The organism is Vibrio salilacus, from assembly GCF_002811245.1.
In the GTDB taxonomy this organism is placed as follows: Bacteria; Pseudomonadota; Gammaproteobacteria; order Enterobacterales; family Vibrionaceae; genus Vibrio; species Vibrio salilacus.
Genome location: NZ_NIVQ01000007.1, coordinates 93,819 through 119,691, shown reverse-complemented (window position 1 = coordinate 119,691; position 25,873 = coordinate 93,819). Strand labels below are relative to the sequence as shown.

19 protein-coding genes and 2 pseudogenes are annotated in these 25,873 nt (G+C 46.7%); 17 read left to right on the top strand and 4 right to left on the bottom strand.

Annotated elements, in window-relative coordinates:
• The first annotated feature begins 14 nt into the window (after positions 1–14).
• The 3 genes from recC (at position 15) to recD (ending at position 9,530) form a co-directional block, all read left to right on the top strand.
• Positions 15–3,491: an exodeoxyribonuclease V subunit gamma gene (gene recC / locus CDZ87_RS07130; protein ID WP_100752863.1), complete on the top strand. Its 3,477-nt coding sequence runs from the start codon at positions 15–17 to the stop codon at positions 3,489–3,491.
• A gap of 316 nt (positions 3,492–3,807) precedes the next feature.
• Positions 3,808–7,422: an exodeoxyribonuclease V subunit beta gene (recB, locus tag CDZ87_RS07125; protein WP_100752862.1), complete on the top strand. Its 3,615-nt coding sequence runs from the start codon at positions 3,808–3,810 to the stop codon at positions 7,420–7,422.
• Between the two features lie 2 nt (positions 7,423–7,424).
• Positions 7,425–9,530 (top strand): exodeoxyribonuclease V subunit alpha, encoded by a 2,106-nt coding sequence (gene recD, locus CDZ87_RS07120; protein ID WP_100752861.1) that lies wholly within the window; start codon positions 7,425–7,427, stop codon positions 9,528–9,530.
• Positions 9,531–9,556: 26 nt separating this feature from the next.
• On the opposite strand, the gene CDZ87_RS17160 is transcribed toward recD, so the two are convergent.
• Both CDZ87_RS17160 and argA read right to left on the bottom strand, forming a co-directional pair.
• The gene (locus CDZ87_RS17160; RefSeq protein ID WP_172953559.1) at positions 9,557–9,733 is read right to left on the bottom strand and encodes a hypothetical protein; all 177 of its coding nucleotides are present in this window, start codon (positions 9,731–9,733) and stop codon (positions 9,557–9,559) included.
• A 199-nt stretch (positions 9,734–9,932) separates the two neighbouring features.
• A complete protein-coding gene (argA, locus tag CDZ87_RS07115) occupies positions 9,933–11,270 on the bottom strand; it encodes an amino-acid N-acetyltransferase (RefSeq protein WP_100752860.1) in 1,338 nt (445 codons plus the stop codon).
• 210 nt (positions 11,271–11,480) lie between these two features.
• Here argA and CDZ87_RS07110 point away from each other — a divergent pair, with 210 nt between their 5' ends.
• From CDZ87_RS07110 to der, 11 genes are all read left to right on the top strand, one after another.
• Positions 11,481–11,885, top strand: coding sequence for a DUF2850 domain-containing protein (locus CDZ87_RS07110; protein WP_100752858.1), 405 nt, complete (start codon positions 11,481–11,483; stop codon positions 11,883–11,885).
• 72 nt (positions 11,886–11,957) lie between these two features.
• Positions 11,958–13,061 carry a murein transglycosylase A gene (mltA, locus tag CDZ87_RS07105; RefSeq protein ID WP_100752857.1) on the top strand — a complete coding sequence of 368 codons (1,104 nt, stop codon included), beginning with the start codon at positions 11,958–11,960 and terminating at the stop codon, positions 13,059–13,061.
• Positions 13,062–13,138: 77 nt separating this feature from the next.
• A complete protein-coding gene (tcdA, locus tag CDZ87_RS07100; RefSeq protein ID WP_100752855.1) occupies positions 13,139–13,945 on the top strand; it encodes a tRNA cyclic N6-threonylcarbamoyladenosine(37) synthase TcdA in 807 nt (268 codons plus the stop codon).
• A gap of 19 nt (positions 13,946–13,964) precedes the next feature.
• Complete coding sequence (csdE, locus tag CDZ87_RS07095; RefSeq protein ID WP_100752854.1) at positions 13,965–14,393, top strand: cysteine desulfurase sulfur acceptor subunit CsdE; 429 nt, start codon at positions 13,965–13,967, stop codon at positions 14,391–14,393.
• Positions 14,394–14,563: 170 nt separating this feature from the next.
• Positions 14,564–15,691, top strand: coding sequence for a dual-specificity RNA methyltransferase RlmN (rlmN, locus tag CDZ87_RS07090; RefSeq protein WP_100752853.1), 1,128 nt, complete (start codon positions 14,564–14,566; stop codon positions 15,689–15,691).
• Positions 15,692–16,017: 326 nt separating this feature from the next.
• Positions 16,018–16,980, top strand: coding sequence for a cytoskeleton protein RodZ (gene rodZ, locus CDZ87_RS07085; RefSeq protein ID WP_100752852.1), 963 nt, complete (start codon positions 16,018–16,020; stop codon positions 16,978–16,980).
• 8 nt (positions 16,981–16,988) lie between these two features.
• Entirely contained in the window at positions 16,989–18,107 is a 1,119-nt protein-coding gene (gene ispG / locus CDZ87_RS07080; protein ID WP_038174916.1) for a flavodoxin-dependent (E)-4-hydroxy-3-methylbut-2-enyl-diphosphate synthase, read from the top strand.
• A gap of 45 nt (positions 18,108–18,152) precedes the next feature.
• Positions 18,153–19,421, top strand: a complete 1,269-nt coding sequence (gene hisS / locus CDZ87_RS07075) for a histidine--tRNA ligase (RefSeq protein WP_100752851.1) — start codon at positions 18,153–18,155, stop codon at positions 19,419–19,421.
• Between the two features lie 60 nt (positions 19,422–19,481).
• Positions 19,482–20,096: a YfgM family protein gene (locus tag CDZ87_RS07070; protein WP_100752850.1), complete on the top strand. Its 615-nt coding sequence runs from the start codon at positions 19,482–19,484 to the stop codon at positions 20,094–20,096.
• 9 nt (positions 20,097–20,105) lie between these two features.
• On the top strand, positions 20,106–21,266 hold the full coding sequence (gene bamB, locus CDZ87_RS07065; RefSeq protein WP_100752848.1) for an outer membrane protein assembly factor BamB: 1,161 nt from the start codon (positions 20,106–20,108) through the stop codon (positions 21,264–21,266).
• A 166-nt stretch (positions 21,267–21,432) separates the two neighbouring features.
• Entirely contained in the window at positions 21,433–22,920 is a 1,488-nt protein-coding gene (der, locus tag CDZ87_RS07060) for a ribosome biogenesis GTPase Der (protein WP_100752847.1), read from the top strand.
• Positions 22,921–23,020: 100 nt separating this feature from the next.
• Here der and CDZ87_RS17335 read toward each other — a convergent pair.
• Positions 23,021–23,170 (bottom strand): annotated as a pseudogene (locus CDZ87_RS17335) (anion permease); the annotation flags it as partial.
• A 37-nt stretch (positions 23,171–23,207) separates the two neighbouring features.
• On the opposite strand from CDZ87_RS17335, the pseudogene CDZ87_RS17330 reads away from it, so the two are divergent.
• The 3 genes and pseudogenes from CDZ87_RS17330 to CDZ87_RS07040 form a co-directional block, all read left to right on the top strand.
• Positions 23,208–23,312: pseudogene (locus CDZ87_RS17330) on the top strand (response regulator); the annotation flags it as partial.
• Positions 23,313–23,723: 411 nt separating this feature from the next.
• Positions 23,724–23,978, top strand: coding sequence for a hypothetical protein (locus CDZ87_RS07045; protein ID WP_245834660.1), 255 nt, complete (start codon positions 23,724–23,726; stop codon positions 23,976–23,978).
• Positions 23,979–24,155: 177 nt separating this feature from the next.
• Positions 24,156–24,380, top strand: coding sequence for a zinc ribbon domain-containing protein (locus CDZ87_RS07040; RefSeq protein WP_100752845.1), 225 nt, complete (start codon positions 24,156–24,158; stop codon positions 24,378–24,380).
• On the opposite strand, the gene xseA is transcribed toward CDZ87_RS07040, so the two are convergent.
• Positions 24,377–25,708 carry an exodeoxyribonuclease VII large subunit gene (gene xseA, locus CDZ87_RS07035; protein ID WP_100752844.1) on the bottom strand — a complete coding sequence of 444 codons (1,332 nt, stop codon included), beginning with the start codon at positions 25,706–25,708 and terminating at the stop codon, positions 24,377–24,379. The genes CDZ87_RS07040 and xseA overlap by 4 nt on opposite strands.
• Positions 25,709–25,873 lie beyond the last annotated feature (165 nt).

Below are 25,873 nucleotides of genomic sequence, written 5' to 3'. Positions count from 1 at the left end.
AGCGTGAGTATATTTTGTTTACTGTCTACCATTCCAATCAAGTCGATGTATTAAAATCATTGCTTGTTGAGCTGGTTCGGCTCAACCCACTAGAAAACCCGTTTGAAGCGGAGCAGATCTTAGTGCAAAGCCCGGGTATGTCTCAGTGGCTGAAGATGGAGTTGGCCCAAGCGTTTGGCGTGGCAGCAAACATCGAATTTCCTCTGCCGGCGACTTTTATTTGGAACATGTTTACCGAGGTGCTGCCTGATGTGCCTCAGCGCAGTGCGTTTAATAAAGAGTCGATGACTTGGAAGCTAATGCTCATTTTGCCAAGCTTACTCGATGATGACGAATTTGCTGCTCTGAAGCGTTATCTTGAGCATGACGACGACAGTTCAAAACTGTATCAACTCGCAGAAAAAATCGCTGATATATTTGACGGTTACTTAGTCTATCGCCCTGAATGGATCGCCAGTTGGGAAGCGGGGCAAAGTGTCGCTGAGCTCGAAGGTGAACACCCATGGCAACCTATCCTATGGCAGGCACTGTATGATCATACACTGGCACTTGGTCAGTCACCTTATCACAGGGCCAACCTCTACCAACATTTTATCGATGCACTAGAGAATGTCGCGTCGACAGGTGATCAAAGCGACTTTAGACATCTACCTAAGCGATTGTTTGTGTTCGGTATTACCTCATTGCCACCACGTTATATGGATGCGCTAAAAGCCATTGGTGAGCACATTGATGTTCACCTGATGTTTACTAACCCATGTCGCTACTACTGGGGGGATGTGCGCGATCGTAAGTTTCTTGCCCGTTTGGCCACCAAACATCGTCAGCATGTGGTATGGCATCAAGATCATTCACAAGCGCACGGCGAGAGCGAGCAGCTCAAAGGCACACTGGAAGATAATTTGCTCGATGAGCTTCATACTGATGCTGTGGGAAACAGTTTACTGGCCTCGATGGGTAAGTTGGGGCGCGATAATATGTATCTGCTGTCGCAACTTGAGTCTCATGAAATTGAAGCCTTTGTCGATGTTGAGCGCGACTCGCTGCTGCATCAATTGCAGGCTGATATTCTAAATCTCGAAGAACATCAAGACGATCAACAGCTTGAAAGCAGTCAGCATAAAAAGACTGTTCAGCGAGATGATCACTCATTGACACTGCATGCCTGCCACAGCCCGATGCGTGAAGTCGAAGTGTTGCACGATCAATTGCTGGCGATGTTTGATGCTGATGCGAGCCTAAAACCGCGCGATATTATTGTCATGGTTGCAGATATCAATGCCTACAGCCCAGCCATTCAGGCGGTGTTTGGCAATGCTCCTGGGGAACGTTTCATCCCTTACTCAATTTCAGACCGTACCGCTGACCAAGAAAGCCCGATCCTCAATGCCTTTATCCAGTTGGTGAATTTGCCTAACACGCGTTGCTTGGCCACCGAATTGCTTGAATTGCTCGAAACGCCCGCCATTTTGGCGCGCTTTGAGTTGAGCGAAGAGGAGTTTATTGTGGCCAAACAGTGGGTGGAAGAGTCGGGCATTCGCTGGGGGCTCAACGCAGAAACCAGTCGTGAGTTTGATCTACCAGAAAATGGTCAAAATACCTGGCAATTCGGAATTGAACGCATGCTGCTTGGTTATGCGATGTCGGAATCGGCGGGGCTGTTTAGCGCCAATAGTGGCAAGTTAGCGCCATACAATCAGGTGCAAGGCTTTAGCGCTGAACTGGCGGGTAAACTGGCGCACTTTATTCAGACGGTGAGCGACTATCGCCAGCGTTTAGCGCAAACTCAATGGATCGAGAGTTGGCGTGAAGTATTAACCACACTACTGGATGATTTTTTTACCGTCGAGCTTGAAGGTGAAGCGGTACTCAAATCGATTCGAGATACGTTAGCCAACCTCAAAGAACAACTGACCGATGCCACGTTTGAACAGCCGCTGGCTGCTCCGATCATGACGCAATATTTACAAGATAAGCTGTCCGGTACTCGCGTTAGTCAGCGCTTTTTAGCCGGACAAGTGAACTTCTGTACCTTGATGCCGATGCGTTCGATTCCGTTTCGCACTGTCTGTCTGCTTGGGATGAACGATGGTGTTTATCCTCCTAATAACCCTGTCGAAAGTTTTGATTTAATGATTGGACGGACTAAGCCAGGAGATCGCTCTAGAAGAGAAGATAGTCGTTATCTATTTTTAGAAGCGTTACTCTCTGCGCAACAGACACTGTACATCAGTTATGTTGGTCGTTCGATTCAAGACAATACCGAACGCGTGCCGTCAGTTCTGGTTTCTGAGTTGATGGAGTATTGCCATCAAAACTATTGTCTCGAAGAGGACAAAGACCACTCGGTGGATGAGTCTGGCCAGAGATTAACCGAGCTGTTGCTTAGCACTCATCCTATGGTGCCCTTTAGTGAGCAGGCGTTTAGCGGCAATCGGCCGAGCTACGCCAAAGAGTGGTTACCGGCGGCCAATCGACAAGGTGAGAGGAGTGGCGACTTTAACCGTCAGTTAGCTGACTACTTACTTGATGCCAGTTATCCGCTCGAATTGGATCTGGTCGAACTGCAACGTTTTTGGCGCTTGCCAGTGCAGTATTTTTTCAACCGTCGCCTTAAAGTGGTCTTTGAGCCACCACTGCCTGTGATGCAAGATGATGAGCCGTTCGTTCTTGATGGGCTAGAAAGCTATCAGATGCGTGATGCGTTATTGAATGAGTTACTCAAGCATCAACTGAGCGGTGAAAAAGATGCGCAAGCGGTTATTGAACGCTTCGTCGAGTATCAACGTGCTCAAGGCAAACTGCCGGTTGGTGCGTTTGGTGATATTGAGTTTGCAACTAACCGTACTCAGGCTCAAGAGTTGGTCGAGAGATTAACGTTTGTCTGCTCGGCGAGCGAAGAGGATCTGGAAATCAAACTGAGCTTTGATCTGCTCGGTGAACAAAAGCCGATCCATCTTAGTGGATGGCTAACCCAATATTACCGCTCGGGATTGGTGCGTTTTCGCCCGGGCAAGCTGCGCGCTCAAGATTATCTGGCAGCGTGGATTGATCATCTAGCCATGTCGGCGATGGGCGTAAGTAAACGTACTCATATGATTGGTTATGACCGTAAAGAAGGCATTGTCCATATGATTTATCCTGCTATGGATGACAGTGCCACGGCGAAATCTTTACTCAGTGAGCTCGTTGGCCTGTTTTATCAGGGCATGACACAACCACTGCCTTATTTCCCCAAAACGGCATTAGCGAATATTGAGGCTGGGTTTAATCGTGGCCGTTGGGTCGATGATGAAGAGAAATCATCGAAGAAAATGGCCGATACCTTTAACGATAGCTTCATGGCTGCGGGCGAGGGAACTAATGCGTATATCGCGCGGGTCTGGCCAAATTGGAATCAACAACTGGCCGCTGAAGTCCGCACGCTGAGCAACTTAGTTATCCAAGCGCCACGTTTAGCGATGGTCGCAAGTGACGATGAAAAACAGTAAGGGTTGGGTTGCTTGATAGACACAGAGAATAAGCAAAGGTAGTTGGCCGCCAGTAAATCATTATTGTGTAGGGCGTTCGCTGTACGGCCAGAGGTCAGAGGGACCATAATTGGGTCGGTCTATTGCAAGTGCGATTAGCGATAGTTCGCCACAGTTGCTCAACGCATGGCGCGCATACTATCGGCTTGACGAGCGGATCGCCGTGAGAAAGATCGCAGAAAGTTCTAACTTTTTTATCGATGTATCTGAGTAACAAGCGTTTTAAACTCTGGATCACATTTGGATTTAAGTTTTTCAGTAAAAGGGCAAATTTTTTATGACATCAACGTCTACGGTTACCGCACTCAACGCGATGACTTTTCCTTTGCACGGTGCGCGATTAATTGAAGCATCGGCCGGGACAGGCAAAACGTTCACCATTGCCGGATTGTACCTGAGACTGTTATTGGGTCATGGCAGCCAACAAACTAAGCATCAGGTGCCATTAACGGTCGACCAGATTTTGGTGGTTACTTTTACTGAGGCGGCTACCGCAGAACTGCGCGATCGAATTCGAGCTAGGATTCACGATGCGCGCTTGGCATTTGCCCGTGGTCAAAGCCATGATCCTGTCATTAAGCCGCTGTTGGCAGAGGTGGTCGATCACAAACAAGCGGCCGAGATCTTACTCCAAGCGGAACGGCAGATGGATGAAGCAGCGGTCTACACCATTCATGGTTTTTGCCAACGTATGCTGACGCAAAATGCATTCGAATCAGGTAGTCGTTTTAACAACGAATTTGTCACTGACGAGAGTCACTTAAAAGCTCAAGTAGTGGCCGATTACTGGCGACGTAATTTCTACCCGTTGCCGGTTCATTTAGCGGCAGAAGTGCGTCGATTGTGGAGTGCTCCCGCCACGCTACTCGGTGATATATCACGCTATTTGACGGGATCGCCGGTCAGTTTATCAGTCCCAGCCATGAGTGGGTCGTTAAGTGAGTTGCACCAACAAAACCTTCAACAGATTGACCAGCTTAAAGCGTTATGGCGTGAGCACCAAGATGATTTACCTGCACTTATCAGTGACTCTGATGTGAATAAACGCAGTTACAGTAAAAAGTCTTTACCTGTTTGGCTTGAAACGGTCAACGCTTGGGCGGCGAGTGAAACCCTCGATTATGCTTATCCAGATCAGTTAGAAAAATTTGCTCAGACAGCGTTAATTGAAAAAACGCCACAAGGAACGCCGCCAACCCATGCGGTGTTTAGCGTGATTGATGAGTTTATTGCTGATCCGATTAGCCTTAAAGCGCCCTTGTTGGCGCACGCGATTGAACACTGTCGAACCATGCTAGCCAAAGCGAAACAGCAAAAGCAGTGGTTGTCATTTGATGATTTGTTGACTCAGCTCTCTGCCGCTATAGACAATGATGATAGCGAACAACTGGCAGAGCGGATTCGGACGTTATATCCGGTCGCGATGATCGACGAATTCCAAGATACCGATCCTCTGCAGTACAGTATTTTTAGTCGTATTTACTTAAACCATCCTCAATGCGGCTTGTTTATGATTGGCGATCCAAAGCAAGCTATCTATGGTTTTCGCGGTGCCGATATTTTTACTTACATTAAGGCGCGAACCCAGGTTAATTCGCATTTCACCTTAGGCACCAATTGGCGCTCCAGCGCGGCGATGGTAGCGGCAGTCAATCAGGTGTTCGAATTGCCGCAAAGCCCCTTTATTTATGACCAAGATATTCCATTTCTACCCGTAGCACATAGCCCGAAAGCTGAACAACGTATTTGGACTATGGCAGGCCAAACGCAACCCGCGCTGACCTATTGGCTGCAGGAAACGCAAGAGAAACCGCTAGCGAAAGGGGAGTACCTTAACGCGATGGCGCAGGCCACTGCGGATCAAATTCAAACCATATTGACGGCCGCGCAGCACCAGCAAGCACACTTCGTCAATGACAAGGGCCAGCAAATTATCCAAGCAGGTGATATCGCAGTTTTGGTCCGTACTGGTAGCGAAGGTCGACTGGTCAAAGACGCATTAGCTAAGCAAGGTATTGCCAGCGTCTATCTCTCTAATCGTGATAGTGTTTTTACCTCATCGGTCGCGCAAGACGTGCAACGATTGCTGCAAGCGGTGCTGACACCTGAAAATGATCGCGCCCTGCGTGCCAGTTTGGCCTCAGAGATCTTTGCGTTAGATGCGGGCACACTCGATAAGCTCAACAACGATGAAAATGAGTGGGAAGCGGCCATCAATGAGTTTAAAGAGTATCGTAAGCTGTGGTCTGAGCGTGGCGTGCTGCCAATGCTACGCAGCGTGATAAGTAAACGTCACATTGCCGAGCGCTTGTTGGCCGATCTGGGTGGTGAGCGCCAATTGACCGACTTAATGCATATTGGTGAGTTATTACAGCAAGCCAGTATTGACCTTGATAGTGACCATGGCTTATTGCGCTGGTTGGCTCAGGCGATCAGCGACGCTGAAAATGGCCTTGGTGGCAGCGATGACGAAATCCAACGTTTGGAGTCTGAGCGCAATCTGGTGCAAATCGTCACTATTCATAAATCTAAAGGGCTTGAGTATGATCTAGTCTTGCTGCCATTTGTGTTGAGTTACCGTCAAGCGAGCGAGGCGAAGTACTATGATGCAGAGCAAGACCGAACCATTCTCGATATAACCAGGCAAGATGCTGCGCTCGCGGCGGCCGACAAAGAGCGCTTGGCGGAAGATTTACGTCTTATCTACGTGGCACTCACCCGCGCCGTGTATGGCTGTTTTATTGGTGCGGCGCCGCTACGAAATGGTCGCTCAACCAAAGAGCCCACCGGAGTTCATCACAGTGCGATGGGCTATCTGTTACAAGATGGACAGCCTGGTGGCATTGACGATCTCATCCTTGCCATCGAACAACAAGTGAAGCGGCTTGAGTGCGTGCAACTGACCGCTCTCCCTGAGTCCTACGAGACGCCGCTTATTACTGAGACAGGCGAACAACAAGTGCTAAGCGCCAGTGAGTTAAGCCAAACCATTGATCGCAACTGGCGGATCACCAGTTACTCTGGACTGGTTAAACAAGGCGCTCACCACGGTGATGATTTTACCGACTTAATGCACCTTGATATTGACTCTTCGCAAGAGCATGACGAGCAACAAGAAAATGAGCCGCAAGCTTCAATTTTTACGTTTCCGCGCGGTGCTCGGCCAGGTACTTTTCTGCACAGCTTGTTTGAAGAAGTCGAGTTTACTGAGCCAGCCACCAGTGAAGAGAATACAGCCATCATTACGCGCTTGCTTGAAAGTGAACAATTAGACCTAAGTTGGCTGGCTATTTTACAGCAGTTGATTGATACCGTGCTTGATACCCCGCTCGACGGAAAGCAGCTGCGACTCAATCAGAAAAGTCCAAGCCAGCGCTTGGTCGAAATTGAATTTATGTTGCCGATTGAAGTGCTTTCTGCTGCCGCCTTAAACCGAGTTATTCAGCGGCATGATCCCTTGTCGGCAAAAGCAGGCGATCTCGGCTTTTATACGGTGCAAGGGATGTTGAAGGGGTTCATCGATTTAGTGTTTGAACATCAAGGCAAATACTATGTCCTCGATTGGAAATCCAACCATCTTGGCGATGAGGTTAGCTTTTATCACGGCGATGCACTCAAGGCGGCGATGGCCGAGCATCGCTACGATCTGCAATATCAAATTTATGCACTCGCCCTGCACCGATTCTTACGCAGTCGTTTAGCCAACTATAACTACAATACTCATTTTGGTGGGGTCTATTACCTGTTTTTACGCGGAATGGACGGCGCCAGCGAACACGGTATTTTTTCTGCTAAACCAAGTCTAGAGTTGCTCAGCGATATGGATAAATTGATTGATGGACAAGCCATCGATGTGAAACAAAACAGTGCCGGTCAGATGGAGTTATTGTAGCGATGAACACGCTTATTTCGACACTCAAACAACTGGCGAGCAAAGGTCAAGTTAGACAGCTTGATTATCAGTTCGCGCGTTTTATCGAAAGCCAATCTCAAAACAGTGAATTGGCCTTTATTGCTGGTGTGGTGAGCCATGAGTTAGCTAAGGGCCATATTTGTTTACCCCTGCTCGACGCTCAGGGACAACCAGTAGATTTAGCGGCTAAATTAGGTTTGTTTGGTGAGGAGGCCAGCGAGTTAACGCAACAACTACTCAGTATTGATTGGTTAGCACTGCTCAGCACCAGTGATTTAGTTAGCCGCAATGGTGAATCTGTACCATTAATTTTCGATGGTGAGCGATTATATCTACATCGTTACTGGCACTACGAAGTGGTGGTGGCTGAACGCTTAAACAGCTTTGGGTCACCAATGATCCTAAAGCTCGATCAGCAACAGAAATTGGCCCAGTTACTCGATCATCTTTTTGCAAGAAACTACCGCTATCTATTTGAAGACATAGAAAAATCAATCAGTGATGGCGTTAGCACAGCGGTGCTTCGTCAGCGCATGGTTTGTGATCATTTGGATGTCGTGGCAGACGATCATCTCGATTGGCCTACCATAGACCAAACGCTTCTCAAGGCCAAAAGCATTGAGCAATTAGCCCCACTTGATGAGCAGGTCCCACTGGCGGCGTGTATCAATTGGCAGAAAGTCGCGGCTGCGGTAGCACTGAGTCGCCGTTTTGCGGTGATCTCAGGTGGTCCTGGTACCGGCAAAACCACCACAGTGACTAAATTGCTCGCCGCTTTAATCGAACAAGCGCAAGCCAATGATCAACAACCGACGATTAAACTGGTCGCTCCGACCGGAAAAGCCGCGGCACGCTTAACGGAATCAATCGGCAAAGCGGTGTCTGCGCTGCCAGTCAGCCCAGAACTGAAACAATCGATACCAACCGATGCCAGTACGTTGCATCGTCTGCTTGGTGCGATTCCTAACAGTGCCGAGTTTCGGCACAATCATGATAACCCGCTTCACGTTGATATTTTGGTGGTTGATGAGGCTTCCATGGTTGATTTGCCGATGATGTATAAATTGATTGATGCGCTGCCGAAGAAGGCGCGCTTGATTTTACTCGGTGATAAAGATCAATTGGCCTCGGTTGAAGCGGGGGCGGTGCTTGGTGATATCTGTTCTTTCAATGCGCAAGGTTTTAGTCAGGCACATGCAGGGCAGATTGCGCGTTTGACTGGTTTTACGAGTCTGACTCACAGTGCCAATGCCCACCCTTCGATTGCAGATAGTTTGTGCATGCTGAAAAAGAGTTACCGTTTTGATGCGCGCTCAGGGATAGGTCAGCTGTCGCAAGCGGTTAACTCGGGAGACGGGCTCCGAGTCGACGCGGTTTGGAAGCGAGATTTTCCTGATATCGCTAAGTATCCAATTGACAGCCAAACTTACAACCAGATGATCCAGACGTTAGTCTCGGAATATCAGCATTATCTGCAGCGACTTCGTCAGCCACAGCAGCACCAAGGGCAACCTGAAAGCTTGTCACAACGAGCCAAAGCCGCCCTCGACCTGTTTGCCCAATGTCGATTGTTATGTGCGATTCGAGAAGGCGATTTTGGCGTTAAAGGGCTAAATCAGCGAATTGAACGGGCGCTGGCGTCACGTAAACTGATTAAAACTCAAGACGAACTTTGGTATCACGGCCGCCCTGTTATGGTGACGCGTAATGATCACGGGTTAGGGCTGTATAACGGCGATATTGGTCTGTGTGTACGTGATGATTCACATCAGGAATCTAAGCTTAAAGTGTTTTTTGAACTGCCTGATGGTAGCGTCAAAGCGGTTTTACCTAGTCGTGTACCAGAGCATGAAACGGCTTATGCCATGACCATTCATAAATCGCAGGGCAGCGAGTTTGAACATACCTTGATGATCCTGCCACCAGACTTTACGCCAATTTTAACCCGAGAGCTGATTTACACCGGAATTACTCGCGCCAAAAAGCATTTGACCTTGTTTGCCGATGAGCGAGGGTTGAAACGAGCGATTAAGATTCGCACTCAGCGGGCGAGTGGATTAATTCAGCGTTTGACCAGTAGCAGGTGACCTTCCTTGGCCGTCTGTGGTAATGATTAAAGCGCGGTGGAAAAAGAAACACTGCGGATGCGGTATTTCACTTGATAGTTCAAAATGAACGCTTTTAAGCCTTCTGTAACAGGGAATACGCAGTGTACGTCGAGATTTTCTAGTAGTTCGTTGTCTGCCATGTCCCAAAAACTCTGAACAGAGTTACAGATAATTGTTTTCATTGAGAGTTTGCTCTTAGTGACGTTGTTAGTAACCTCAAGCAATCCTTGCAGCTTAACTGAAACAGTTAAGTCGAGAAATAATTCCTATCTCCTCACTTTAATGAGGAGCTCGAATTTTAACCAATTTAAACTATGAAATAAAGCGACTATTTAAGAAATTTTCTGCAATGCGGTCTCATTTATGAGATAAATAATTGACCTAAAGCTCAAGTGCCAGAATTTTTGACTTACGTTGATAGTTGTAAAGGTTCTGTTTATGCGATGGAAGGAACTCAACCTCCATCTCATGAAAGCCCTGCTCTCTGAACCAGTGCAGGCTATGGGTAGTTAGAACAAATATTTGTTCAATCCCCTGTGCTTTAGACTGTAAGCGCATATGGTTGAGCAACAGCAAGCCGCGGTTGCCATCACGATATTCAGGGTGAATGGCGACACACGCCATCTCGGCCATTTTCTCATCGGGATAAGGATAAAGCGCGGCACAACCAATGATTAGGCCATCTTTTTCGATGATGGTGAACTGATGGATCTCTTGTTCAAGCTGTTCACGAGAGCGGCGCACCAATACGCCTTGTTGTTCAAGTGGCTCAATCAAATCAAGAATGCCACCAATATCATCAATTTCGGCCACTCTGACCTGCTCTGAGCTTGCTTTCACCACTTGTGTACCTATGCCATCAAGTGAGAAAAGCTCTTGAATTAAAGCCCCATCGACTTTGTAACTGATCAAGTGGCTACGTGGTACTCCCGCGTGACAGGCGGCGGTCGCGGCGCGTAAAAAGCGTAACGTGCCAGAAGAGTTTTCACAGTTGGTGGTTTTCTCGCTTTCAAGTTCCGCTTGCAGTTTTTCCGCTTCTTTAGGGAACAGTTCAGCAAAGACGTCTCCATGTTGATCAATAACCCCTTGCTCAGAACAAAAACCAATAAGTTTATCGGCTTTTAATTTGATCGCGACTTGAGTGGCAACCTCTTCAGAGAGAAGATTGAACGATTCTCCAGTGACCGAGCTGGCAATTGGGCCGAGCAGCACAATTGAGCCTTGATCGAGCATACGATTGATACCCTGAGTATCAATACGTCTAATTTTGCCACTGTGGTAATAGTCAACGCCGTCATCAATACCAAGAGGCTGTGAAATAATAAAGTTGCCACTGACGACATTCAGTTGAGTGCCTGCCATTGGTGTGTTGCTCAGGCTCATCGATAACTGCGCAGTGATGGCTAATTGTAACCGTCCTGCGGCTTGCATGACGTAACTCAGGCAGGTTTCATCGGTAACGCGGACCCCTTTGTGATAAGGGCTCGCATACTGATGCTGATCTAACAGATGATTTATCTGTGGCCGTGCGCCATGAACCAAAACAATTTTTACGCCTAAGCTATGTAATAATGCTAGATCACTGATAATATTGGCAAAATTTTCATCAGCAACCGCTTCTCCACCTAGCATTATCACCATGGTTTTATCACGGTGAGCGTTCACATAAGGCGCCGACTGCCTAAAGCCTTTAACAAGCGCGGTACTTCTGAGTTTCACATTGATTACCGTTGTTGAATTTATATGTCAATATACTGCAATTTTATTCTATTGTGAGCAAGTGTTTTTGTTATCTATAGTCTGTTGTAAGGGGGGGATTTACCTAGGGGCATTTGGTGAGATAAAATCAAACTCGCGTAATCGCTCATTTTAGTTAACAATTACTCAATAATCAGGTGAGATTCTCACGAGTTCATTGGTATCAGATACATGAGCACCTTAAGTCGCGGTAACAAGAAAATCATTGAGCGAACCATAGTGATAGTGGCGTTGTTTTTTGCTGTTGTTGTGGTTGTTCTCGCAGACAAGCTATACGATCGCTATCTGGCCAAAGTCTACCCTAAATCGGCAATCTACGGCATTTGGGTCGAGCAGAATGTTGCGGCGTATTCCACCGATAAGTTTATGCTTAGCTCTGCAGGTGTTGCGGTCGATGGTGGTGTGGTTGATACTCATTTCGACTGGAATGGGTCGTACCTTGAATACAATGTCGGCGATAAAGTTCGCCGTTATAAAGTCCTCAACGAGCAAATGACCGAAATACAGCTGGTCTCTGAGGCGCACTATCAACCTGTTTTTCGTTTGTCAAGAAAGTATCAAGATAACATCCATTAACGACTGTGTTATTGCACGATATGCTTAACTTTGTCATCCTCGTTACATCGCTTATCAGGGAACAACTAATCAGTGTTTAAAAAATATCTTCCTCTCGTGGCAGCCAGCGTTTTGTTTGGCTGTGCTCAGCCGACCGATCGCGCACAGCAATACGGTGATCAAGAATTCAACTCTATTTTGAATAAATCGTCACTTGTTGAATCAGATAAAACCCGCGATTTTACCGAGTTTCATCGTCAAGCAGAGCAGGTTGTGGTTAACTCACCTTCGATGGCCAGAATCTATCAACCTCTGTATGAGCAACTTAATGAGTGGATATTGCAAAGTGGCGAACCAACCGAGTTGGCAAACTATGGCATTCAAGCCGCGCAGTTAGGCGGGGGCGACAAACAAGGTAATGTTCTCTTTACCGGGTATTTCTCACCTGTGATGGAGCTGCGCCACGAACCAAACGAGACGTTTAAATACCCCGTTTACGCCAAGCCTGAGTGTGAAGCGGATTGCCCAACACGTGCGCAAATTTACGATGGAGCACTGGATGGCTTAGGCTTAGAGCTAGGCTTTGCTGCCAACATGATTGACCCATTTTTGATGGAAGTGCAGGGCAGTGGCTTCGTTCATTTTGAAGATGACGATACATTAGAATATTTTGCATATGGTGGTAAAAACAACAAAGCCTACGTCAGTATTGGCCGTATTTTGATTGAGCGAGACTTAGTGTCACGCGAAAAAATGTCGATGAAAGCGATTAAAGATTGGGTACTCACTAACGACGAACAAACGGTGCGTGAATTGTTAGAACAAAATCCCTCGTTTGTGTTTTTTGAACCACGTGCGGATGCCCCCGTGACGGGCTCGGCTGGTATACCTTTGTTAGCGATGGCGTCGGTCGCTGGCGATCGCTCAATTTTTCCGATGGGGACTCCGATTTTGGCCGAAGTTCCGTTATTGAATCCAGATGGCACCTGGAGTGGCACCCACCAGTTGCGCTTGTTGATCGTGTTAGATACCGGTGGTGCAGTGAAGCAAAACCACCTCGATCTCTATCATGGTATGGGGCCGCGTGCTGGCACTGAAGCCGGTCACTACAAACACTTTGGTCGGGTATGGAAATTGGGCCTTGAAGGCAGTGCAACGCAAGCACCTTGGGCGCTACCACCCGAGAAGTTACAATAGCGCTTCACAGCTAGACTTTTTAATTAAGAGTGCGTATAAATCGCACTCTTTGTTTTTGTACCAAGCGGAAAACCGATATGCGTGAATTTGATACTCCTGCTTCTGATAACTACAACCAACGTTTTGGTGGTACGCGTCGTCTCTACGGCAATGGTGAGGTAGATATTTTACGCAGGGCACACGTCTGTGTGATTGGTATTGGTGGCGTTGGATCGTGGGCAGTAGAAGCATTAGCTCGCACTGGGGTTGGTGAACTAACGTTGATTGATATGGACGATGTGTGCGTGACCAACATTAACCGTCAGATACATGCGATGTCAGGAACCGTTGGTCAAAGCAAAATCGAAGTGATGGCAGAGCGAGTCAAATTGATCAATCCAGAGTGTCAGGTCAATTTGATTGATGACTTTATTACGCCCGATAATCAACACGAATACCTAAGTAAAGAGTATGACTACGTGCTCGATGCGATTGATAGCGTTAAAGCGAAAGCATCGCTATTGGCTTATTGCCGTAGTAATAAAATTAAAGTGATCACGACTGGTGGTGCTGGTGGGCAGGTTGATCCGACGCAAATAAAAATCGCTGATTTAACCAAGACTATTCAAGACCCTCTGGCAAAGAAAATTAAAGATACTCTGCGTCGTCACCACAACTTCCCGACCAATCCTGCGCGCAAGTTTGGCATTGACTGCGTGTTCTCAACCGAGCAGCTAAAATACCCCCAACCCGATGGTAGTGTCTGTGGTGTTAAATCAACCGCAGAAGGGCCAAAACGGATGGATTGTGCCAGTGGTTTTGGCGCGGCAACGGTTGTGACCGCTACTTTCGGTTTTATCGCTGTGTCGCGCATTGTCGAAAAACTGATTCAGAAATACCGCTAATAACGATTTGGAGTTCAAGATGTTACCATTTCCTCGTTCGCCATTCGGTCATGAGATCAGCGCTGAAGAGATCACTCAAATCATGCAAGGCTTTCATGGTTGGGAAGACCGTTATCGTCAGGTTATTATGTGGGGTAAGCAGCTGCCTCAAATGCCTGAATCGTTCAAATCAGATCAAATTATCGTCGCTGGGTGTGAAAGTCAGGTTTGGTTAGTTAGTCAACTTATTGATGGTAAGTGGTTCTTTTGCGCCGACTCTGACGCTCGCATTGTGCGTGGTTTAATTGCTTTAGTGATGGCAGCATTCAATGGTAAAACCAGCCAGCAGATCCAAGATTTTGATGTCGATGATTATTTCGACAAACTTGGCCTAATCGTGCATTTAAGCCCATCACGTGGCAACGGTCTTACGGCTATTGTTAAGCAAATAAAGCACACTGCGGTTTAGTCTTATCAACCATTATTCTCGTTATTTTAGTGGTTAGATCCTTTGTTTAAAAAATAACCATTGCGATATTAACGCCTTAGAAAAGACAGGGCTTTACAACGCTTGTTGTGAATGCGCAAAGGCTGTACAATTCGCGCCCTTAATTAATGTTCCGTCGCTTGAGAGGCCACATGACCACTGAAAAAATCAATCTACTCGACTTTGATCGTCAAGGTATGCGTAAATTTTTTGCCGATGAGCTCGGCGAAAAGGCATTCCGTGCGGATCAGGTCATGAAGTGGATCTACCATTTCGGTGTTGATAACTTCGAAAACATGACCAACATTAACAAAAAGTTGCGTGAAAAACTTCTGCAGCGCTGTGAGATTAAAGCACCTACGGTAGCGCAAGCTCAGCACTCTTCAGATGGCACGATTAAGTGGGCGATGAAAGTCGGTGATCAAGACGTTGAAACCGTCTATATCCCAGAAGAGGATCGTGCGACCTTGTGTGTTTCATCGCAAGTTGGCTGTGCCCTTGAATGTAAATTTTGCTCGACAGCGCAACAAGGTTTTAACCGTAACTTAAAAGTATCTGAGATCATTGGGCAGGTATGGCGTGCCGCGCGTGAAATTGGTCTAGAGAAAGAGACGGGGCGTCGTCCTATCACCAATGTGGTCATGATGGGGATGGGTGAGCCGCTACTGAACATGAAAAACTTGATTCCAGCGCTTGAAATCATGTTGGATGACTTAGGCTTTGGTTTGTCGAAACGTCGTGTTACGGTATCGACTTCTGGTGTGGTCTCAGGTCTTGATCAGATGACAGGTAAAATCGATGTAGCTTTGGCTATCTCGCTTCATGCGCCGAACGACAAACTGCGCAGTGAAATTATGCCAATTAATGACCGCTGGGATATCGAAGATTTCTTAGCCTCTGTACGTCGTTACATCGCGTCTTCAAACGCTAACCGTGGTAAAGTAACCGTCGAGTACGTTCTACTTGACCACGTCAATGATGATATGGAGCATGCACGTGAATTGGCGGCGTTGATGAAAGGAACGCCGTGCAAGATTAACTTGATTCCCTTTAACCCGTATCCAGGTTCTCCGTATAAGAAGCCAAGTAACTCGCGTATTGATCGCTTCCAGAAAACCTTAATGCAATACGAGCATACGGTCACAGTGCGTAAAACTCGTGGTGATGACATTGATGCGGCATGTGGTCAGTTAGTCGGAGATGTGATCGATCGCACAAAACGGACAGCGGTGTTACGTGCGTCTAAAGGCGACACTATTGAAGTTAAAGCAGTTTCATAATCTTTATCTCAATTCAGTCTAAGCCAGAGCATTGCTCTGGCTTTTTTCTTACATCTTGTTGCGATCTCTTGGTCAAAATAGTGAAAAACCTTGAGCTGACTGTAAATTATGCACCTTCACTATGTTGTTTCATCTATGATATCTATTAGAATTAAGGGTTAACGCTTTAGGGAATATTCTCTGTTATTAAGTGGAGCGTGATTTTTTGCATCGTATGAGGAGTTTTTCCTCGTTTTTAAAGACCTTGGTTATCGAGCAAACTACGAAGAATACATAATTAAGCGTCAGGTAAACCAAGCTTATTCAAGAAGAGATTTATATTCATCATGACACCTGAACAACCAATTCAAGACAGCGACGAGAACGTAAAACAACTAGACGCAGAACAAGTACAAGCGGGCACTTTGCTTAAAAACCAGCGTGAAGCGCTCGGTTTAAGTCAAAAGCAAATTGCTGATCGTCTTCGTTTACGCATTTCGATTATCCAAAACATTGAAAACAACGATTTTTCTTTTGAGCAAGTCGCGACATTTACTCGTGGTTATTTACGTTCTTATGCCAAAGCGGTCAACCTTGATGAAGCATTAATATTGTCGGCACTTGGCGATTGCCAAGAAACACAACCACAACCTCAGCAGATGAAAAGCTTTTCTCGCCAAACAAAGCAGGAAAAAAACGATAGCCGTATCATGACTCTAACCTGGGGTATTTTTCTGGTTATTCTGGGGATATCGTCGGTCTGGTGGTGGCAAAACCAAGACCTAGAGATGACAGATCTCACCACCATTAGCGAACAAGAGCAGCAGCTTGAACAGCAAGCTGATCAAGAACTCAATTTCACCACGTTTGCTGAACATGAACCACAGCAGAGCGAACCGCTACAAACGACTATTGATGCTGAGCCAAGCCAGCTTGGCGCTGATCAGCAAAACGATGAGCTATTGCCACAGGAAACCGAAATCATCAATGAATCGGTTGAACCTGAACCTGTTATCGAGCCTCAACCGGTAGAGGTGGTGGAGCCATCGGTGGTCGAGCAAGCGGTTAGCGTATCTAATCAACTACAAATGACATTCAGCGATGATTGCTGGATTCAAGTTAAAGATGCCAGTGGAAAAACATTATCGACTGGCGTGAAGAAGGGCGGTCAAGCACTTAGTTTGGAAGGCGAAATGCCGTACAGCGTGATTTTAGGTGCCCCTGAAAACGTTTCAATGATTTTAGCGAGTGAACCTGTCGACCTTTCTGGGTATACTTCGGGCAAAGTCGCAAGATTTAACTTACCTTAGACATTACTATGCAACACGAATCTCCTATCAAACGTCGCCCATCGACTCGTATTTACGTGGGCGATGTGCCTATTGGTGACGGTGCACCAATAGCGGTGCAGTCAATGACAAACACCCGAACAACAGACGTTGCTGCGACTGTTGCGCAGATTAGAGCGTTGGAAAATGTCGGCGCAGACATTGTGCGTGTCTCAGTACCCACGATGGACGCGGCTGAAGCCTTTAAGCAAATTAAGCAGCAAGTCAATATTCCATTAGTGGCCGATATCCACTTTGACTACCGTATTGCATTAAAAGTGGCTGAGTACGGCGTTGACTGCCTGCGTATCAACCCTGGCAATATTGGTAATGAAGAGCGCATTCGATCGGTGGTCGATTGTGCCCGTGATAACAACATTCCTATTCGGATTGGGGTTAACGGTGGTTCTCTGGAAAAAGATATCCAGATGAAATACGGTGAGCCGACAGCAGCAGCACTCGTTGAGTCAGCAATGCGCCATGTCGATATTCTCGATCGTCTTAACTTTGATCAGTTCAAAGTTAGCGTAAAAGCATCGGATGTATTTCTTGCCGTTGACTCATACCGCCTGCTGGCGACGAAAATTGATCAACCTCTGCACCTTGGTATTACCGAGGCGGGCGGAGCGCGCGCAGGTTCGGTTAAATCTGCGGTTGGCCTTGGTATGCTGCTTGCGGAAGGTATTGGCGATACATTACGTATCTCACTGGCGGCTAATCCTGTCGAAGAGATCAAGGTGGGCTTTGATATTCTCAAATCACTGCGCATCCGCTCACGCGGGATAAACTTTATCGCGTGTCCAAGCTGTTCTCGTCAAGAGTTCGATGTAATCAGCACGGTGAATGCGCTTGAAGAGCGTTTAGAAGACATCATTACACCGATGGACGTCTCTATTATTGGCTGTGTGGTTAATGGCCCTGGTGAAGCTGAAGTTTCTCACCTCGGTTTAGCGGGAAGCAATAAAAAAAGTGCGTTTTACGAAGACGGCAAACGTCAGAAAGAGCGTTTTGATAATGACGATCTTGTGACGCAGCTAGAAGCTAGGATTCGCGCTAAAGCAGCAATGATGGACGAGCAAAACCGCATCGACATTAAAGTTCAAGATTAATCTCAACCCAGATTACGGTAAGTAATTAACATTACGGTAAATATTGTGGCAAAAACAATTCAAGCAATTCGAGGCATGAACGATTGTCTCCCAACTCAATCACCATTGTGGCAAAAGCTAGAAAACACAGTAAAAAATGTGGTGAGCGCTTACGGTTATAACGAAGTGCGCATGCCAATCGTTGAGATGACGCATCTATTTAGTCGTGCGATTGGTGAAGTCACCGATGTGGTTGAGAAAGAGATGTACACTTTCGAAGACCGTAACGGTGACAGCTTAACGCTGCGCCCAGAAGGTACGGCAGGCTGTGTGCGTTCAGGGATCGAAAACGGTCTTCTGTACAACCAAGAACAGCGTCTATGGTACATGGGACCTATGTTCCGTCACGAGCGTCCGCAAAAGGGGCGTTACCGTCAATTCCATCAATGTGGTGTTGAGGTGTTTGGCCTCAATGGGCCTGACGTTGATGCAGAACTCATTATGATGACTGCGCGCTTATGGCGTGAGCTTGGCATCGACCAACATGTTCGCTTAGAGCTGAACTCTATCGGTTCACTTGACGCACGTGCTAATTATCGTACGGCGTTGATTGAATTTTTAGAACAGCATCTCGATATTCTTGATGAAGATTGTAAGCGTCGTATGCACACCAATCCACTGCGCGTTTTGGATACCAAAAACCCTGACGTTCAAGCTGTTTTAGGTGATGCACCGCGTTTATCTGATTATCTGGACGATGACTCTAAGCAACATTTCGCCGGCTTATGTGAACTTCTTGACGCCGCAGGCATCGAATACACAGTTAACGAGCGTTTAGTGCGTGGTCTTGACTATTATAACCGTACCGTTTTCGAATGGATTACGGATAGCTTAGGGGCTCAAGGCACCGTATGTGGTGGTGGCCGCTATGATGGCTTAGTTGAGCAACTTGGTGGCAAAGCGACCCCTGCGGTAGGCTTTGCGATGGGCTTAGAACGCTTGGTTCTGATGTTAGAAACGTTAGAGCTTACCGATGTGCGTCGCAGTGTCGATGTTTACATGGTCACCGCGGGCGAAGGCACCATGATGGCGGGAATGAAACTGGCTGAATTATTGCGTGAACAAGTACCGGGGCTGCGAGTCATGAACCACTTCGGCGGTGGTAACTTTAAGAAGCAGTTTAAACGCGCAGATAAAGTCGGCGCATCGGTTGCCCTCGTGCTAGGTGAGAACGAAGTGGCTGATGGCACTATTGTACTTAAAGACCTTATCGGTGGTAGTCAAGACACACTCAGTCAAAGTGACGTTATTGCTAAGCTCTCAGAGCTCGTTTAATTAATTATCAAATATCTCAGTGGTGATGAAGATCACCACTTTGGCTTAAGAGGACAGGAAGTGGAACTCTACGATACTGAAGAACAACAAGTAGAAGCGATCAAAGATTGGTGGAAAGAGAACGGCAAAGCAGTGATCTTTGGTGCCGTTATCGGTTTAGGTGGCCTATTTGGCTGGCGTTACTACCAAGATTCAGTGGTAGCGGCTCAAGAAGCAGCCTCTGAAAGCTACACGAAAGTCGTTCAAACGCTCGCAGAGCAAGGTGTTGATGCTCAAGCTGATATGCAAACCTTTATCGACAGCAACAAAAAAACAGAATACGCGACTCTAGCGGCACTTCAGCTGGCTAAAGTACAAGCGGAAACTGGTAATCTGGATGAAGCGATTGCTCAGTTAGAGTGGGCGATAAGCTCGACTCAAGATGCTGCGCTCTCTGCGGTGATCAATTACCGTCTTGCACGTGTGAAAGCTGAACAAGGCGAGTTCGATGCTGCTGTTGCGCAACTTGCGAGCATTGATGAGCAAAGTTGGGCTAGCCGTGTGGCTGAGCTTAAGGGGGATATTCTGCTTCGTAAAGGCGACGCTGAAGGCGCTTATGCAGCTTATACTGAAGCGCAGCAATCTGGTGATGCAAGCCAAACCCTTCAACTGAAGTTGGATGATCTAGCCAAGTAAGGGCATTGCATGAAGAATATGCTGAAAAAAGCGCTTGCGACGGCGTTATGTGTTGGTGCTCTCGCTGGCTGTGCAAGTGAAGAAGACATCATCATTATGTCACCGGTTCCACAGGTGAATAACGAGTTCACGCCATCAACTCTATGGAGTGCCTCTATTGGTGATGGTGCTAAACAATATTACTCAAAGCTCTCGGCTGAATACGCTTACGACAAAGTCTTTGTTGCTAGCCGTGATGGCTTAGTCAAAGCGCTTGATCCTGACAATGGCAAGACGCTATGGGAAGTTGACGTAGAAGGTGATGTTTCTGCACGTTTATCGGGGGGCATTACTGCCGGCTACGGGCAAATATTCATCGGTAGCGAAAATGGCCAAGTGTTCGCTTTTGATCAAGAAACTGGCGAACTCAACTGGCGTGTTGATGTTGATGGTGAAGTACTGGCTGCGCCAGCAACCGACAGCAACTTTGTTATCGTGCATACCAATAAAGGTATTTTATTGGCGCTTGATCAAGTTACCGGTGAGTCAAAGTGGACCATCAGTAGCGAAGTACCGAACCTGACTTTACGTGGTAATAGTGCGCCAGTGACAGCCTCTGGTGGTGTTTTCTGGGGAACGGGCAATGGCCGCTTGGCCGCCGCGATCGTGGAACGTGGTCAATTGATTTGGCAACAGCCCATTGGTAAACCGCAAGGCGCGACAGAAATCGATCGCTTAGTTGATGTCGATGCATCACCGCTTATCTTGGGCGGCTCGCTGTATATCATCGGTTATAACGGTCAACTGACCTCGATTGATTTACGCTCTGGTAAACCGGCTTGGAAGCGTAACTATTCATCGGCTTCTGATTTAGCCAGTGATGCCAGTCGGTTATATTTGGTGACCGAAAAGGATCACCTGGTCGCGGTTGATGCTCGTAGTGGCACTGAACTGTGGAGCAATGAACAGCTCGAATATCGCTTGGTCACTGCTCCAGTGATCATCGATTCTTATATCGTTGTCGGTGACAGTCAAGGCTACTTATATTGGATTGATCGCGATAGCGGTGATTTTGTTTCTATGCAGCATGTTAATTCAAGTGGCTTTGCGGTTGGACCTACGGCGCTTGAAGACGGTTACGTGATTGTGACTCGTAATGGCGCTGTAAAGAAACTAACGCTCAACGACTAATCGTGTGATACAATTCACATTCGGCTCCTCGCTGGTAACAGTTGGGAGCCGTTTGTTTGTTTTAGATACCCAAAGTTTGATGTGGTTATAGGTAAAGTGCTCATGACAGTGGATTGTGCTGAGTTATTACCTATAACTACATAAAGAAAATATTGTAGAGGTTATTATGGTACCTGTTGTTGCTCTTGTAGGGCGTCCAAACGTTGGTAAGTCAACGTTGTTTAACCGATTGACTCGAACGCGTGACGCATTGGTTGCGGATTTCCCTGGCTTAACTCGCGACCGAAAATACGGTCAGGCGAAGCTTGGTGAGCACGAGTTTATCGTGATCGATACGGGTGGTATTGATGGCACTGAAGAAGGTGTTGAAACCAAAATGGCTCAGCAGTCGCTTGCCGCGATTGATGAAGCCGATGTCGTGCTATTTATGGTCGATGGCCGCGCTGGTCTTACGCCAGCAGATATCGCGATTGCTAACCACTTACGTAAGCTTGAAAAGCCGTCGATGCTAGTGGTCAACAAGGTTGACGGTATTGATGCCGATGCGGCATCAGCTGATTTTTGGCAACTTGGTGTTGAGCAGATGTACCAAATCGCGGCAGCACATGGCCGTGGTGTTGGCGCTCTTATTGATCGCGCGCTTAATCCATTTGCTGAGCAAATGATTGAAGAAGCAAAAGGTGAGATCGAAGACCTGACTGGCTTTGAAGATCAAGAAGAAGAGAAGCTTGATTACACAGAAGAAGAAGCAGAAGCGGAATTTCAGCGTCTGCAAGACCAGCCGATCAAGCTGGCGATTATCGGCCGTCCAAACGTCGGTAAATCAACACTAACCAACCGTATTTTGGGTGAAGAGCGTGTGGTAGTTTACGATATGCCAGGCACCACGCGTGACTCGATCTATATTCCAATGGAACGTGATGGTCGTGAATATGTGCTGATTGATACCGCAGGTGTTCGTCGCCGCAAGCGTATTAACGAAACAGTTGAAAAGTTCTCTGTAGTCAAGACACTAAAAGCCGTAGAAGACGCTAACGTAGTGCTATTGGTTATCGATGCACGCGAAAACATCTCTGATCAAGACTTAAGCTTACTTGGTTTTGCGTTGAACGCAGGTCGTTCTATCGTAATTGCGGTAAACAAGTGGGATGGTCTTGATATGGACGTCAAAGAGCACGTGAAGAAAGAGCTTGATCGCCGTCTTGGTTTTGTTGACTTTGCGCGTATCCACTTTATTTCAGCGCTACACGGTACTGGTGTTGGCCACTTGTTTGAGTCTGTGCAAGAAGCTTACAAATCCGCCACAACGCGTGTTGGTACGTCAGTATTAACGCGTATCATGAAGATGGCGACCGAAGATCACCAGCCACCATTGGTTCGTGGTCGTCGTGTTAAGTTGAAGTATGCGCACGCGGGGGGCTATAACCCACCGATCGTGGTTATCCATGGTAACCAGGTTAACGAGTTGCCAGACTCATACAAGCGCTTCTTGATGAACTACTTCCGCAAGTCTTTGGAAATTATGGGGACGCCAATTCGCATCCAGTTCCAGAGCAGCGAAAACCCGTTTGAAGGTAAATCAAACAAAATGACATTGTCTCAAGAGCGTAAACGTAAACGCTTGATGAGTATGATGAATAGTCGTAAGAAGTAAGCTAACTCTGCGATTAGAATAACCACAAAAAGCGCCGACTTCACCTCGGCGCTTTTTTAGCATTAAACCATCTCAATTGCCACATCCACAATATCTTCCATCAAGTGCCGCCAATAAAGAAAAATACCGGAATAACGATCAGCGAGAAAACAAAACCAATCTTCCATCAACTTTGCAGGTTGAGGAAACCAGTAGCGAATAAAATCGGCGCGGGACCCAAAGAGTAGTGAGTGATCGACATATCAAGGTTTCATAAGATCCCAGGCAGAGCCATAGTTCGTTTTGCTATCAGTAAAAGTACCGCTAGACGTTATTTAGATCAGTCTGTCGATAACAACACTCTTAAAGCATTCTTGGCTCACGGCAAGGTGGGGAGACCGACAAGAATTTAGCGTCGACCGAGTCATAATCATCATTGCTAGTTGATTAGACAGAGCCCTAGCGAGCAATAAATTGGAAAAACACATCAATGTAATCGCAAGCTTGATGAAGTTGATCTTTTTATTAAATGCTGAATTATTGTTTTTATTTAATCAATATCAAAACTTTATGCTTCTTTAAATTCAAATGCAGCACATGTAACTTATGCTTTCGGTGTGTGGTTATATAAATGTTCTTTAAAGGGTAGATCGCTGATCAAGTTGGATTTAGCCGACGATCTGAGTTTGATCACTTCTCTCTCGATTTGATGAATACATTGCCATCTTTATCAATGATTACGTAACTGAGGTAATGATCAGCGTATGAAATGATGTCATATGCTACCGTGTATGGTAATGATAAAAAAAATTGAGTCAGTCATAATGAGTTACCTCAAGCTTCTCACCGCTCACAGAGAAGTCAATAAATTGCTCACAAAACTAGCATTAGGAATGGGCAAGGAAGAGCTCAATCGGCGGGTTGTCGATCTTTCTGAAAACTGGTTTGGTGAGCGTAGCGCGTCGATTCTTCGCCTTGATAGGCAAAGTGAACAGCTCTATGTCGAATACGCGCCGAGTTTACCCGATTTTTATAATCAAGCGGTGGAAGGTATCGTAATCGGACCCACTGTTGGATAATGTGGCGCGGGCCGCCTATTCAAAGACAATTGTGGTGGTTGAAGATATCAATCAACACCCTAACTGGAACTTTTTTAGCGCTATTACACACCAATAAATGTGAGCCAGATCAATACACTGATCGCGTTAGCCGTTAAATTAAGAGACAATAGAACGATTAATTGAGGGCTACTTACTATGAACGAAAACGACTGCCCAAGTTGCAATCAGGCGCTTGAATGGACAGGGCAATATCATTGTACTGCTTGTCAACGTGATTATAAGAAAGTCGGCTTTTGTCCCGATTGCCATGCTGAGTTAGAAAAGCTTCAAGCCTGTGGCGCTGCCAACTATTTTTGCAGTAGTTGTAATGAACTTAAATCTAAATCTCGGCTGAAGTTTGAGTTCCAGCCTTTAGACTAATTAACCGTCGAGTGGATTTCGCCATCAGATAAGCGGGTGACCAAAGTGTCGCCCGTTTTGGTTTGTGACACATGGCTAATGACTTGACCGGATTGGTTTTGCGTAATCGAATAACCACGCTTTAATGTTGCAAGTGGGCTAACGGTATCAAGTTTCTCAGCCGCCAATGCCAGTTGATGACGTGTGTTGAGCAATTTTCTATCCATGGCATCCAGCAGTTTTTGCTCTAGTCTTTGCAAACTCGCTTGTTGGGCCGCTAAACGTTTTACCGGAGAATAAAGGGCCATTTTGTGCTGTTGGCGCTCAATTTTGTGTTGATGAGAACGCAATAACTGAGTTATTGCACGTTGTAAACGCGCGTTTAATTCATCTAACTGTTGGCTCTGACGTTGCAGTTGATTATTCGGATGTTGACGATCCAAGCGATGCAGTAACGAGGTGGCTTGCTGCTTTTGTTCACTCAGATAGTGACGCATCGCACTGATGAGTTTATGTTGGCGAGCGTTGAACGCTTGATCTTTATGACTGTTGTCACGACTGACTAACTCGGCGGCGGCAGAGGGTGTAGGCGCGCGCATATCAGCAACGAAGTCAGCGATGGTTACATCTACTTCATGGCCCACGGCACTAATAATCGGGATCTGGCTGGCTGCAATGGTCCGAGCTAACACTTCATTGTTAAAGCACCACAAGTCTTCTAACGAACCACCACCGCGACCCACAATTAATACATCACACTCATTACGACTATTGGCTCGGCCAATTGCTTGGGCTATTTGGATTGCCGCCTCTTCGCCTTGAACCATGGTTGGATAAATCACCACCGGCAGCGATGGATCGCGACGTTTCAATACATCAAGAATATCAAACAGTGCCGCGCCAGTTTTTGAAGTAATGATACCGACGGTTTGAGGATGTTCTGGTAGTGGTCGCTTATTCGTTTGAGCAAACAGCCCTTCAGCGGCCAGTTTCATCTTGAGTTCTTCAAACTGCTGTTGCAGTCGACCGTCTCCTTCAGGCTGCATACTGTCAATGATCAACTGATAGTCACCACGAGGCTCATACAATGAAAGGCGGGCTTTAACTAGCACTTGATTGCCGTTTTGAGGCTTGAAGGTGACACGACGATTGTTGCCACGGAACATGGCACATTTGACTTGAGCACGTGAGTCTTTCAGCGTCAGATACCAGTGTCCTGAAACGGGTGCTGAGAAGTTTGAGATCTCGCCCACTAACCAAACAATCCCCATTTCGTTTTCAAGGAGTAAACGCACTTCGGCATTGAGACGAGAAACAGTGAAGATATTTTGATTGGTCAGAGAAGACACAGCTAATCTCTTGGGCGTGAGTATGGAAATTAGCGGTAATATAATACATAGCAAGGGGGTAAATGCAAATTAAAAATATAAAAATGTGTAGCCAAGCGATTGCTCAGGCCGTATAATCCGTCCGCAATATCTAATCCAAATGCAGCTGAGTTTCCCAAGCTTACT

Coding starts and splice junctions, on each gene's coding strand:
- csdE (WP_100752854.1), top strand. CDS start 13,965: ATGTTACCATTTCCTCGTTCGCCATTCGGTCATGAGATCAGCGCTGAA.
- recD (WP_100752861.1), top strand. CDS start 7,425: ATGAACACGCTTATTTCGACACTCAAACAACTGGCGAGCAAAGGTCAA.
- rodZ (WP_100752852.1), top strand. CDS start 16,018: ATGACACCTGAACAACCAATTCAAGACAGCGACGAGAACGTAAAACAA.
- tcdA (WP_100752855.1), top strand. CDS start 13,139: ATGCGTGAATTTGATACTCCTGCTTCTGATAACTACAACCAACGTTTT.
- ispG (WP_038174916.1), top strand. CDS start 16,989: ATGCAACACGAATCTCCTATCAAACGTCGCCCATCGACTCGTATTTAC.
- der (WP_100752847.1), top strand. CDS start 21,433: ATGGTACCTGTTGTTGCTCTTGTAGGGCGTCCAAACGTTGGTAAGTCA.
- bamB (WP_100752848.1), top strand. CDS start 20,106: ATGAAGAATATGCTGAAAAAAGCGCTTGCGACGGCGTTATGTGTTGGT.
- rlmN (WP_100752853.1), top strand. CDS start 14,564: ATGACCACTGAAAAAATCAATCTACTCGACTTTGATCGTCAAGGTATG.
- CDZ87_RS07045 (WP_245834660.1), top strand. CDS start 23,724: ATGAGTTACCTCAAGCTTCTCACCGCTCACAGAGAAGTCAATAAATTG.
- CDZ87_RS17160 (WP_172953559.1), bottom strand. CDS start 9,733: ATGAAAACAATTATCTGTAACTCTGTTCAGAGTTTTTGGGACATGGCA.
- recB (WP_100752862.1), top strand. CDS start 3,808: ATGACATCAACGTCTACGGTTACCGCACTCAACGCGATGACTTTTCCT.
- CDZ87_RS07040 (WP_100752845.1), top strand. CDS start 24,156: ATGAACGAAAACGACTGCCCAAGTTGCAATCAGGCGCTTGAATGGACA.
- CDZ87_RS07110 (WP_100752858.1), top strand. CDS start 11,481: ATGAGCACCTTAAGTCGCGGTAACAAGAAAATCATTGAGCGAACCATA.